Annotated in this window: 8 protein-coding genes; 7 read left to right on the top strand and 1 reads right to left on the bottom strand. The window is 63.0% G+C overall.

Annotated features, from left to right (window positions below):
* Nucleotides 1-60 precede the first annotated feature (60 nt).
* On the top strand, nt 61-1521 hold the full coding sequence (gene mltF, locus CXK91_RS19840) for a membrane-bound lytic murein transglycosylase MltF (RefSeq protein WP_103457821.1): 1461 nt from the start codon (nt 61-63) through the stop codon (nt 1519-1521).
* A gap of 30 nt (nt 1522-1551) precedes the next feature.
* On the opposite strand, the gene CXK91_RS19835 is transcribed toward mltF, so the two are convergent.
* Nucleotides 1552-4269 carry a cation-translocating P-type ATPase gene (locus tag CXK91_RS19835; RefSeq protein WP_103457743.1) on the bottom strand — a complete coding sequence of 906 codons (2718 nt, stop codon included), beginning with the start codon at nt 4267-4269 and terminating at the stop codon, nt 1552-1554.
* Between the two features lie 204 nt (nt 4270-4473).
* Here CXK91_RS19835 and CXK91_RS19830 point away from each other — a divergent pair, with 204 nt between their 5' ends.
* The 6 genes from CXK91_RS19830 (at nt 4474) to xdhB (ending at nt 13163) form a co-directional block, all read left to right on the top strand.
* A complete protein-coding gene (locus tag CXK91_RS19830; RefSeq protein ID WP_103457742.1) occupies nt 4474-5154 on the top strand; it encodes an SDR family oxidoreductase in 681 nt (226 codons plus the stop codon).
* Between the two features lie 243 nt (nt 5155-5397).
* Entirely contained in the window at nt 5398-6753 is a 1356-nt protein-coding gene (locus tag CXK91_RS19825) for an 8-oxoguanine deaminase (RefSeq protein ID WP_103457741.1), read from the top strand.
* Between the two features lie 202 nt (nt 6754-6955).
* A complete protein-coding gene (locus CXK91_RS19820; RefSeq protein ID WP_103457740.1) occupies nt 6956-8047 on the top strand; it encodes a BMP family ABC transporter substrate-binding protein in 1092 nt (363 codons plus the stop codon).
* A gap of 139 nt (nt 8048-8186) precedes the next feature.
* On the top strand, nt 8187-9161 hold the full coding sequence (locus CXK91_RS19815) for a 2-oxoglutarate and iron-dependent oxygenase domain-containing protein (protein ID WP_103457739.1): 975 nt from the start codon (nt 8187-8189) through the stop codon (nt 9159-9161).
* Nucleotides 9162-9322: 161 nt separating this feature from the next.
* Nucleotides 9323-10774 (top strand): xanthine dehydrogenase small subunit, encoded by a 1452-nt coding sequence (xdhA, locus tag CXK91_RS19810; RefSeq protein ID WP_103457738.1) that lies wholly within the window; start codon nt 9323-9325, stop codon nt 10772-10774.
* A complete protein-coding gene (xdhB, locus tag CXK91_RS19805) occupies nt 10767-13163 on the top strand; it encodes a xanthine dehydrogenase molybdopterin binding subunit (protein ID WP_103457737.1) in 2397 nt (798 codons plus the stop codon). Before xdhA ends, xdhB begins: the two co-directional genes overlap by 8 nt.
* Nucleotides 13164-13266: the final 103 nt, after the last annotated feature.

Below are 13266 nucleotides of genomic sequence, written 5' to 3'. Positions count from 1 at the left end.
GCAGAGAGCCGGCTCGCTGTCCAGATATGGTGGCGGTTCGCCTTTGCGTATACTGCGCCGATGTTTGCCCATACCGTGTTCCGCAAGCGCTGCGCCATCTGGCTGTTGGCGATCGGAATCTTCCTGATGCTCGGCAGCTGCGCTGAAAAGCCCAGCGAGCTCGAGCGCATACAGGAGGAAGGCGTACTGCGCGTGATCACCCGCAACAGCCCGTCCACCTATTTCCAGGATCGTAATGGTGAAGCCGGCTTCGAGTACGAGCTGGTCAAGCGTTTTGCGAGCAATCTCGGCGTCGAACTACAGATCGAAACCGCCGACAACATCGACGATATCTTCACTCGGCTCAACCGCCCTGGCGGTCCGGCGCTGGCTGCAGCGGGTCTGGTGGCCAGCGAAGGTCGGCAGGAACTGGCGCGCTTCACCCGCTCCTACCTGGACGTCACCACTCAGGTCGTCTATCGCAGCGGCCAGCGGCGGCCGACCAACCCCCGGGACTTGATCGGCAAACGTATCCTCGTGCTCAAGGGCAGTAGCCAGGCGGAGAAACTCGCGGCGCTGCAAGCCGAACTGCCGGAGTTGCGCTACGAAGAATCCGACGCGGTGGAAGTGGTCGACCTGCTGCGCATGGTCGATGAAGGACAGATCGACCTGACCCTGGTGGAATCCAATGAGATGTCCATGAACCAGGTGTATTTCACCAACATCCGTGCCGGTTTCGATGTTGGCGAACAGAACAGCCTGGCCTGGGTCGTCGCCAAGGGCGAGGATGACAGCCTGCTCAAGGCTGCCGATGCCTTCCTCGAACAGGCTCAGCAGAACGGCACCTTGCAGCGCCTGCGTGAACGCTATTACGGCCATGTCGACGTGCTCGGCTACGTCGGCGCGTACGCCTTCGCCAAACACCTGCAGCAGCGCCTGCCGCGCTACGAAAAGGCCTTCCGCGAGACCGCCAAGGAGCACGGCATCGACTGGAGACTGCTGGCAGCGATCGGCTATCAGGAATCCCACTGGCAGCCCGAGGCTACGTCCAAGACTGGCGTGCGCGGCCTGATGATGCTGACCCTGCGCACCGCCAACGCCATGGGTGTGACTAACCGCCTGGACCCGGTGCAGAGCATCCAGGGTGGCGGCAAATACGTGGTAAAAGTGCACGCGAGTCTGCCGGAAAGCATTCTCGAACCCGACCGGACCTGGTTCGCCTTAGCCGCCTACAACGTCGGCGGCGGCCACCTTGAGGACGCGCGCAAGCTGGCCGAAGCCGAAGGGCTGGATCCCAACAAGTGGCTGGACGTAAAGCAGATGCTGCCGCGCCTGTCGCAGAAGCAGTGGTACAGCAAAACCCGCTACGGCTACGCCCGCGGTGGCGAGCCGGTGCACTTCGTGGCGAACGTTCGGCGCTACTACGACATTCTCACGTGGGTGACTCAACCACAGATGGAAGGTCAGCAGCTGGCTAAAAGCGAGCTCCACATCCCTGGCATCTACGCCACCGACCTGATGGAGGAGCTACCGCCGCTCTAAGCCGAGCTTGCCTATAGCGGCGGCTATGCATCAGGACAGGCCTGCTCCCATACGGCGCAACAGCGCCTTCTCGATTTCCAGAATCACCAGCACTGCAACTCCGACCAAAACCACCACCACGCCAGTAGCCAGCGGCAGCGCCTCGGAGGCGAACAGCGACTGCATGAATGGCGCATAGGTGAACAAGAGCTGCAACGCGAACACCCCGAACACCGCCATCAGCACCCGTGGCGTGCCTTTCACGCCTTGCACGGTAAAGGAAGGCGCCTTCAGGTAACGCACGCTGAACAGATAGAACACTTCCATGCAGACCAGCGTATTGACGGCGACCGTGCGTGCCGCCTCGACCGTCGCGCCCTGAGAGAGCATCCACTGATACATGCCGAAGATGCCGGCCAGGAAAAGCGCAGACACGAAGAAAATCCGCCAGATGACGAAACGTGACAGCATCGGTTCGTCCGGGCGCCGTGGTGGACGCTGCATCACATCCGCCTCCGTCGGCTCGAAGGCCAGGACCAGTGCCAGCGCTACCGAGCTGACCATGTTGACCCAGAGCACCTGAACCGGCGTGATCGGCAGCGCAATGCCCAGCAGCACCGCAAGCAGCAGCGAGAGCGACTCACCGCCATTGATCGGCAACAGGAAGATCACAGTCTTGCGCAGATTGTCGTAGACGGTTCGCCCTTCCTCTACCGCATGGGCGATCGACGCGAAATTGTCGTCTGCCAGCACGATGGCGCCGGCCTGCTTGGCCGCCTCGGTGCCCTTCATGCCCATCGCCACGCCGACATCGGCCTGCTTCAGCGCCGGGGCGTCGTTGACCCCATCGCCGGTCATGGCAACCACCTCGCCATTGGCCTGCAACGCCCGCACCAGGCGCAATTTGTGCTCAGGGCTGGCACGGGCGAATACCCGGGCCTCGGAGACGGCCTGGCGCATGGCCGCTTCGTCCATCTGCTCCAGTTCCGGTCCGGTAATCGCCTTGATGTCGTCCCCCATACCGAGCTGCCTGGCAATCGCACTGGCTGTCACGCCGTGGTCACCGGTAATCATCACCACCCGGATGCCGGCCGCGCGGCATTGCGCGACGGCGCGTATGGCCTCGTCTCGCGGCGGATCGATGATGCCGACCAGGCCCAGCAGCGTCAGCTCGCTGGCGACGTCAGCATGTTCAAGCGCTGTTTTGTCGGCCGGCAACCGGCGCCGAGCCAAGCCCAGCACGCGGCGACCGGCACGCGCCTGCGCTTCGATTTGCCCGTGCCAGTGCGACTCCTCCAGCGGCCGCTCTTCGCCATCAGCCTCGAGTTGGCGCGAGCACATCGCCAGGATCCGTTCGGGCGCCCCTTTGACCAGGACCTCGGTGCCTCCATCGCAGGCGTGCAGCGTCGCCATGAAGCGATGTTCGGATTCAAAGGGGATTACATCCAACCTTGGGCGGTCGGCCTGCAGCGTCCCTGGGGTCAACCCTGCCTTCATGGCCAGGGTCAGCAACGCACCCTCGGTGGGATCGCCGGCCAGAACCCAGACCTGATCCTTCTCGTGCAGGCTGGCGTCATTGCACAGCGCCGCAGCTTCGACCAGAGAATGGGCCGCCAGAGAGCGCGTGCGCAGCGCGGTCGGCTCGACTGCCATACCCTCGGAAAGTAACGCGCCTTGCGGAGCGTATCCGGCACCTTCGACTTCCAGCGATTGGCCGGCGCAGATCACCTGCTGCACCGTCATCTCGTTACGTGTCAGCGTGCCGGTCTTGTCCGAACAGATCACGGTCACCGAACCCAGGGTTTCCACCGCAGGCAGGCGTCGGATCACCGCATTACGGGTCGCCATGCGCTGCACACCGATGGCCAGGGTGATGGTCATGATGGCCGGCAGTCCTTCCGGAATCGCCGCCACTGATAGCCCCACCGCTGCCATGAACATCTCGCCAGCACCCATGCCGCGCACCAGCGTTCCGAACAGAAACAACAACGCGCCGGCAGCCAGAATGACCATCGTGAGGATGCGACCGAAGTCCTCCATCTTGCGTAGCAATGGCGTTGTGCCCTGCTCCACCGACTCCAGCATGCGGCCGATGCGGCCGATTTCCGTCGCTGCACCGGTGGCGACAACTACCGCACGCGCCTGACCCTGGGTTACCAGCGTTCCGGCGTATCCCATGCACAGGCGATCACCAATGCCGGCTTCGCCGTCGACAGCGTCGACCTGTTTGTCCACTGGCACCGATTCACCGGTCAGCGCCGCCTCGTCAATGCGCAGATTGCGTGCTTGTAGCAGCCTCACATCCGCCGGCAGGCTGTCACCCGAGGCCAGCAGCACCACGTCGCCAGGCACCAGCTCGGCGGCATCGATCTCCTGCTGGCGGCCATCGCGCAGCACCACGGCGTGGGGCGCCAGCAGATGACGGATGGCCTGCAATGCCTTCTCCGCCTTGCCTTCCTGCACGAAACCGATCACGACGTTGAGCACCACCACCGCCATGATCACGAAGGTGTCGACCCAGTGCCCCATCAATGCGGTGACCAATGCTGCGGCGATCAGCACATACAGCAGCACGTTGTTGACGTGTCGCAGCAGGCGCTGCCAGATGCTTGCAGGCTTGGCCTCATCGAGCCGGTTGGGGCCATACCTGAGCAACCGCTCCTGGGCCTGTGCGTGCGTCAGGCCGGCGCTCGAAGACTCCAGCTCAAGCAAGGCCTCTTCCGCCTGGCTGGCGTGCCAGCGATTCGATTGAGTCTGCTGTTCGGGCATTGAATTCCCCTGATATTGGTTTGGTGATGCCGGGCGCACCGACGAAGCTAGTCCATAAGACCCGAAATAGAGCCTCCGCCGCCATCGCAGCGAAACGGATTGCAACACTCATCCAGCGGTAGAATGACGCACTCTGCGCCCGACGTCCGTGAGCACGCCAGGCACGCTATCCTTATTTGCCAGTCTTGAACTCGAGGATTTCCCATGCAAAAGACCGTTCTCATCATCGGTGCTTCCCGTGGCCTGGGCCTCGGCCTGGCCAAACAGTTCTCCAGCGAAGGCTGGCAGGTGATCGCCACTGTACGCAACCCACATCAGGCGGAAGCGCTCAATCAGATTCCCCAGCTGCGTCTCGAAACGCTCGACATGGCCGATGCGACCAGCGTCGAAGAGCTGGTCAAGCGCCTGGCTGGAACCAGGCTGGACGTTCTGTTCATCAACGCCGGTGTCGCTGGCCCGCAGGACATACCCGCCACGCAGGCAAACGAAGCCGAAGTCGGTCACCTGTTTTTCACAAATGCGGTTGCTCCGGTGCGCCTGGCCGAGCGTCTGCTACCAATGGTTGATTCCGAACAGGGCGTTGTCGTGTTCATGAGCTCCATCCTCGGCAGCGTCGAGATCGGTCCTGGCATGGGTATGGATTTGTATGGCGCAAGCAAAGCTGCGTTGAATCACATGACCCGTACCTTCGTCGCCAGTCTGGGCGAGAACAGGCTGACCGTGCTGTCGATGCATCCCGGCTGGGTCAAGACCGACATGGGCGGCGACCAGGCGCCGCTGGATGTGGAGACCAGCACACGTGGCATGGTCGAACAGGTTACCCGGGCCATTGGGCAGGGTGGACATCGGTATGTCGATTACCAAGGGGAGGCGCTGCCCTGGTGATAGGCGCCCAGGTTTATCTTGGGAGTCGGCTGGCGGTGAAAGGACGCACTCGGTGCAGATCCATCCGCGGCCAAGACCGCTCCACCGATAAGCCTTTGGCAAGGCCCCTGTGACAAACCCACGCCAAACCCTTATCTTTCTGCAGCGGCGCACCGCTTCCGGCGGGCGCCCCCCCCTGGATCAGCAGACAGGGCATAACTGAGCTGGCTACTCTGAACTCAACCATTCAGGAGAAAGCCAGCCATGGCTGCTCATCGTATCTGGATCAAGAATCCCCTCGCCCTCTTCTCCGCCAATGACAACAAGGCCCCTGGCGGACTGGTGATCGAAGACGGCGTCATCACCGAAATGCTCGCCGCCGGTGCCTCGCCAGGGCAGCCTGTGGACGAGACATTCGACGCCCGCGAACACGTCGTGCTGCCGGGGCTGGTCAATACCCATCACCACTTCTATCAGACCCTTACGCGCGCCTGGGGCCCGGTGGTCAACGAGCCGCTGTTCAACTGGCTGCTGACCCTCTATCCGGTCTGGGCTCGACTGACGCCGCAGGCGCTGGAGCTGGCAAGCAAGGTGGCGCTGGCCGAGCTGTTGCTGTCCGGCTGCACCACCGCGGCGGATCATCACTACCTGTTTCCCGGCGGGCTCGAAGACGCCATCGACATTCAAGCCGAGGCCGTACGTGAGCTGGGCATGCGCGCCATGCTCACCCGCGGCTCGATGAATCTGTCCAAGGCCGACGGCGGCCTTCCCTGCAAGAGCGTGGTGCAGGACGCCGAGACCATCCTTGCCGACAGCGAGCGGCTGATCGATCGCTACCATGAGCGCGGCAACGGTGCGCAGATTCAGATCGCCCTGGCGCCATGCTCGCCCTTCTCGGTCACCTCCGACATCATGCGCGCCTGTGCCGAGATAGCCGAAGCACGCGACGTGCGGCTGCACACGCACCTGGCCGAGACGCTCGACGAGCAGGAGTTCTGCGCGAAACGCTTCGGTATGCGCACCGTGGACTACCTGCAGAGTGTCGGCTGGCTGGGCCCGCGTACGTGGCTGGCCCACGGCATCCACTTCAATCAGGCAGAGATTCATCGCCTGGGCGCGGCCGGAGTCGGCATCTGCCACTGCCCGAGCTCCAACATGCGTCTGGCGTCCGGCATCTGTCACACGCTGGAACTTGAGGAAAAGGGCGCCACCATCGGCCTGGGCGTCGACGGCTCGGCGTCAAATGATGCTTCCAACATGATGCTCGAAGCGCGCCAGGCGCTGTTCATCCAGCGCCTGCGCTACGGCGCCGAGAAAGTCACGCCGGAGAAGGTACTGGGTTGGGCGACCCGCGGCTCGGCACGTTTGCTTGGGCGTAGCGACATTGGTGAGCTGGCAGTCGGCAAGCAGGCTGATCTTGCCCTTTTCAAGCTGGACGAACTGCGCTTCTCAGGTAGCCACGATCCCATCGCCGCGCTGCTGCTTTGCGCCGCCGACCGTGCCGACCGAGTGATGATCAGCGGCAGATGGCGAGTCGTCGATGGCCAGATCGATGGCCTCGACGTGCAGAAGCTGATCGCCGATCACCAGCAAGCGGCCCGGCAGCTGGTAAACGGCTGATCGACTACGCGCCAGGCTTGCACCAAAGCTGGGCAGCACGAATTACCGACGCACCAGTGCAAGCCTCGGCCAGCTGTGCCCAACGATTCAAAGGCGCCGCATTCCGGCTCGATCAAGGTATCTGTCCAGTTGGTCAGCTTTTTGCTAACCAGCTATCAGCCAACAAGGCTCTGTAGCTAGACAAACAGGAGCGTCACCCGCCATGCAGAACAACTCACGGAAAACCCTGCTGCGCGCCCTCGCCGCAGCGATCGGCTTCAGCGCCGCCCTCACCACCGCCGCCGCTTCGGCCGCTGACCCGTTGAAGGTCGGCTTCGTCTACATTGGCCCGATCGGCGACCACGGCTGGACCTACCAGCACGAGCAGGGCCGCAAGTACATGGAAGAAAAGCTGGGCGACAAGGTGAAAACCAGCTTCGTCGAGAACGTTCCGGAAGGCGCCGATGCCGAGCGGGTGATCCGCAATATGGCCAAGAGCGACTACGACCTGATCTTCACCACCTCCTTCGGTTACATGAACCCCACGCTGAAAGTCGCCAAGCAGTTCCCCAAGGTCACCTTCGAGCACGCCACCGGCTACAAGCAGGCAAATAATGTCGGCACCTATCTGACCCGCTCTTATGAGGGCCGCTACGTTGGCGGCTTCCTCGCTGCCAAGATGACCAAGACCAAAAAGGTCGGCTACATCGCCTCCTTCCCTATTCCGGAAGTGATCCGCGACATCAACGCCATCCAACTGGCGCTGGACAAATACAACCCGGGCACCGAAATCAAGGTGGTGTGGGTCAACACCTGGTTCGATCCGGGCAAGGAAGCTGACGCAGCCAATGCACTGATCGATCAGGGCGTTGACGTGGTCTTCCAGCACACCGATAGCCCAGCACCGATCCAGGCCGCCGAGCGCCGTGGCGCCTACTCCGTAGGCTACGCCTCGGACATGCAACACTTCGGGCCCAAGGCCGTACTGACCTCCATCGTCAACGACTGGGGCCCGCATTACGCCAAGTCCGCCGAAGCGGTGATGGCCGGCAACTGGAAATCCGAGGATTTCTGGGGTGGCCTGGCAGAAGAAAGCATCAGCCTGCCGATCAGCGACCTGGTACCGGCCGACGTGAAAGCAGAAGCCGAGGCAATCATCGCCAGCATCAAGAGCGGTGAATTCCATCCGTTCACCGGCCCGATCAAGGATCAGGCAGGGGAAGTGCGCATCGCCGAGGGCGAGACCGCCAGCATCAAGGACCTCGCCTCGATGAATTACTACGTCGAAGGCCTCAAGGCTGAAATACCGAAGTAAGCATCACCCGCGCCGGCTGTGTGCCGGCGTACTGCGGAATCTGCGTGCCGTCCCGCCCATAGGCGAACCGCACGCAGGGGGCTTTGCCCTCGAAAGCCGCCGGTACGAGAAGACCGGCGGCGCCGTACCGGAGTCAGCCATGAATGCACTGCCGATCATCGACATTTCCCCACTCTACCGCGCCGACGAAGCCGGCCATCTGGCGGTAGCCGAGGCGATTGATCGCGCCTGCCGCGAGTGGGGTTTCTTCTATATCAAGGGTCATCCGATCAGCGCCGAGCGCATCGCCACCCTCACCGACCATGCCCAGCGGTTCTTTGCGCTACCCGCCGAAGAAAAGCTGAAGATCGACATCACCAAGAGCGGCCACCACCGCGGCTACGGCGCTGTCGCCACCGAGCAGCTCGACCCGAGCCAGCCGTGCGACCTGAAGGAAACCTTCGACATGGGTTTCCATATGCCTGCAGATCACCCGGAAGTGCTGGCCGAAAAGCCGCTGCGCGGGCCCAACCGTCATCCGCTCCAGATCGAAGGCTGGACCGAGCTGATGGAGGGCCATTACCGCGACATGCAGGATCTCGCCTGCACCCTGCTACGCGCCATCGCCCTGGCGCTGGGCATCGGCCGGGATTTCTTCGACAAGCGCTTTGTCGAGCCCATCAGCGTGTTCCGCATGATCCACTACCCGCCCCGGCAGACGGCCACCAGCGCCGAGCAAAAGGGTGCCGGCGCCCACACCGACTACGGCTGCGTCACCCTGCTCTATCAGGATCAGGCCGGTGGTCTGCAGGTGCAGAACGTCAAGGGCGAATGGATCGATGCACCGCCGATCGAAGGCACCTACGTGGTCAACATCGGCGACATGATGGCGCGCTGGAGCAATGATCGTTACAAGTCGACGCCGCATCGCGTGGTCAGCCCGCTGGGGGTGGATCGTTATTCGATGCCGTTCTTCGCCGAGCCGCATCCGGACACCGAAATCAGCTGCCTGGCCGGCTGCTACAGCGACGACAATCCGCCGAAATATCCCAGCACCACCTGCAGCCGGTACATGCTCTCGCGCTTTGCCGATACCTACGCCTACCGACGGCAGGGCGCGGCCGAATCGGCCTGAGCGGGCTTTACTTGCAGTAGGAAAAACCGGGCGATGGCCACCGAGCCCTCGCCCGACCTGCGCGCGCATGCCGCATTGACTTTTGGGTCAAGAATAAGTTGACCGAGAAGTCAGATAGCGATAATTTGCGCGACAGAACAACAACAGTCGGAGGCACCGCCTTGATCCAGTTTCTCCTCAATCGTGAGCTGCGCAGCGAGCAGACTCTCGACCCCAACACCACGGTGCTGCAGTACCTGCGCGAACACCGCGGCAAGACGGGCACCAAGGAAGGCTGTGCCTCCGGCGACTGTGGCGCCTGTACCGTGGTGGTCGGCGAGTTGGTGGGCGAGCGCCTGCGCTATCGTACCCTCAACTCCTGCCTGACCTTCGTCTGTGCCCTGCACGGCAAGCAGCTGATCACCGTCGAAGACCTCAAGCACCAAGGCCAGCTGCACAGCGTCCAGCAGGCGATGGTCGATTGCCACGGCTCGCAGTGCGGCTTCTGCACCCCCGGCTTCGTCATGAGCCTGTTCGCCTTGCAGAAGAATTGCGGCGACGGCGTGCAGACCTACGATCCACACCAGACCCACGAAGCCCTGGCCGGCAACCTCTGCCGCTGCACCGGCTACCGGCCGATCCTCGCCGCTGCCGAACAGGCTTGCGGGAAGACCGCACCGGACCAGTTCGACGCCCGTGAGGCGGAGACCATTGCCCAGCTGCAACGCATCGCGCCGCGTGAAACGGCCGAACTGAACGACGGCAGCAAGCGCAGCCTGTCACCGCTGACCGTCGCTGAGTTGGCCGAGCTGTATGCCGCCAACCCGGAAGCCCGGCTGCTCGCCGGTGGCACCGACCTGGCGCTGGAGGTCACCCAGTTCCATCGCGAACTGCCGGTAATGATCCATGTCGGGCAGATTGCCGAACTGAAGCAGGTCGTAGTCACTGACACGCACATCGAGATCGGCGCCGCCACACCGTTGACCGACTGCTACGCCTCGCTGGCCGCCGACTACCCGGACTTCGGCGAGCTGCTGCAGCGCTTCGCCTCGCTGCAGATCCGCAACCAGGGCACGCTGGGCGGCAACATCGGCAATGCCTCACCCATCGGCGATGCGCCGCCACTGCTGATCGCCCTGGGCGCCGAGGTCATGCTGCGCAAGGGCGACGCCAGCCGTACCCTGCCGCTGGAAGATTACTTCCTTGACTACAAGGTCACCGTACGACAACCCGGCGAGTTCATCGAGAAGATCAGCGTGCCGCACGCCTCGCCGGATCGCCTGTTCCGTGCCTACAAGGTTTCCAAACGACTGGACGACGACATCTCGGCGGTCTGCGGCGCGTTCGATCTCAAAATCACTGATGGCATGATCGCCGATGCCCGCGTCGCCTTCGGCGGCATGGCGGCAATCCCCAAGCGTGCCGCGGCCTGCGAGGCGACGCTGAACGGCGCGCCGTGGAACCAGCAAACCGTGGAGGCGGCCTGCGATGCACTGGCTGAGGATTTCACGCCGCTGACCGATTTCCGCGCCAGCCGCGAATATCGCCTGCTGGTCGCACAGAACCTGCTGCGCAAATGCTTCCTCGAACAACACGCACCGAAAACCGAAACGAGGGTGATCGCTTATGTCTAACCACGTAACCACCCGCACTCAGGAAGAAATCGCGGCGCTGTTTACCGAGGATCTGGTCACCGGCGTCGGCAAGAGCGTCAAGCACGACAGCGCGCCCAAGCACGTCTCCGGAGAAGCGGTGTACGTCGACGACCGCCTGGAGTTTCCCAACCAGCTGCATATCTATGCGCGCATGAGCGACCGGGCCCACGCACGCATCGTCCGCATCGACACCGCGCCCTGCTATGAAGTGCCTGGCGTCGCCATTGCCATCACCGCTCAGGATGTACCTGGGCAGCTGGATATCGGCGCTGTATTGCCGGGTGATCCGCTGCTCGCCGACGGCAAGGTCGAATACATCGGCCAGCCGGTGATTGCCGTCGCCGCCGACAGCCTGGAAACCGCGCGCAAGGCGGCCATGGCCGCAGTCATCGAATATGAGGATCTGGAGCCAGTGCTCGACGTGGTCGATGCGCTGCACAAGAAGCACTTCGTGCTCGACAGTCATACCCACCAGCGCGGCGATTCGGCCACCGCCCTGGCCAGCGCGCCGCGGCGCCTGCAGGGCTCGCTGCACATCGGTGGCCAGGAGCATTTCTATCTGGAGACTCAGGTTTCCTCGGTCATGCCCACAGAAGACGGCGGCATGATCGTCTACACCTCGACGCAGAACCCCACCGAGGTTCAGAAGCTGGTTGCAGAAGTGCTCGGCGTCTCGATGAACAAGATCGTCATCGACATGCGTCGCATGGGCGGCGGCTTCGGCGGCAAGGAAACCCAGGCCGCCGGCCCGGCGTGCATGTGCGCGGTGATCGCGCACCTCACCGGCCGCCCGACCAAGATGCGTCTGCCACGCATGGAAGACATGACCATGACCGGCAAACGCCACCCGTTCTATGTCGAATACGACGTCGGCTTCGATGACGACGGCCTGCTGCACGGTATCGAGATCGACCTGGCCGGCAACTGCGGCTATTCACCGGATCTTTCCGGCTCCATCGTCGACCGCGCCATGTTCCACTCCGACAACGCCTACTACCTGGGCGACGCCACCATCAATGGCCATCGCTGCAAGACCAACCTGGCCTCGAACACCGCCTACCGCGGCTTCGGTGGCCCACAAGGCATGGTCGCCATCGAGGAGATCATGGATGCCGTGGCACGCGAGCTGGGCAAGGACCCGCTCGAGGTGCGCAAGCGCAACTACTACGGCAAGACCGAGCGCAACGTCACCCACTACTACCAGACCGTCGAGCACAACATGCTCGAGGAGATGACCGCCGAGCTCGAGGCCAGCAGCGAATACGTACGCCGCCGCGAGGAAATCCGCGCGTTCAATGCCAACAGCCCGATCCTGAAGAAAGGCCTGGCGCTGACGCCAGTGAAGTTCGGCATCAGCTTCACGGCAAGCTTCCTCAACCAGGGTGGTGCACTGGTGCACGTCTACACCGACGGCAGCATCCATCTGAACCATGGTGGCACCGAGATGGGTCAGGGTCTGAACACCAAGGTGGCCCAGGTGGTGGCCGAGGTGTTCCAGGTCGACATCGAACGCATCCAGATCACCGCGACCAACACCGACAAGGTGCCGAACACCTCGCCGACCGCAGCTAGCAGCGGCACCGACCTCAACGGCAAGGCAGCGCAGAACGCGGCGCAGACCATCAAGCAGCGGCTGACCGAGTTTGCCGCGCGCAAGTGGCAGATCTTCGAGGAAGACATCGAGTTCAAGAACGGCCAGGTGCGCCTGCGCGACCAGTACATCAGCTTCGATGAACTGATCCAGCAGGCCTATTTCGGCCAGGTTTCGCTGTCGTCCACCGGCTTTTACCGCACACCGAAGATCTATTACGACCGCAGCCAGGCGCGCGGACGGCCGTTCTACTACTTCGCCTACGGCGCGGCCTGTTCGGAAGTGATCGTCGATACCCTGACCGGCGAATACAAGATGCTACGCAGCGACATCCTGCATGACGTCGGCGCCTCGCTGAACCCGGCCATCGACATCGGCCAGGTCGAGGGCGGCTTCGTTCAGGGCCTGGGCTGGCTGACCATGGAAGAGCTGGTCTGGAACGACAAGGGCAAGCTGATGACCAGCGGCCCAGCCAGCTACAAGATCCCGGCGGTGGCTGACATGCCGCTGGATCTGCGGGTCAAGCTGGTGGAGAACCGCAAGAATCCCGAAGACACCGTGTTCCACTCCAAGGCCGTCGGCGAGCCGCCGTTCATGCTCGGCATCTCGGTCTGGTGCGCGATCAAGGATGCCGTCGCCAGCCTGGCCGACTACCGGGCCCAGCCGCAGATCGATGCACCGGCGACGCCCGAGCGCGTGCTCTGGGGCGTGGAGCAGATGCGCAAGTTGAAGCAGGCGGCGAGCAAGTCTGCGGCAACGGAGACGACGCTGGCCTGACGTAGGGTGGACAACGCTGTGCTTGTCCACCATCGACACAACTTGATCGTTATGGTGGAAGACGCTTCGCGGTCTTCCACGGGGCGGCCACCCGCACTACGAA

This window comes from Stutzerimonas stutzeri (assembly GCF_002909485.1).
Taxonomy (GTDB): domain Bacteria; phylum Pseudomonadota; class Gammaproteobacteria; order Pseudomonadales; family Pseudomonadaceae; genus Stutzerimonas; species Stutzerimonas stutzeri_AH.
This window is presented reverse-complemented; position numbering and strand designations above follow the sequence as displayed.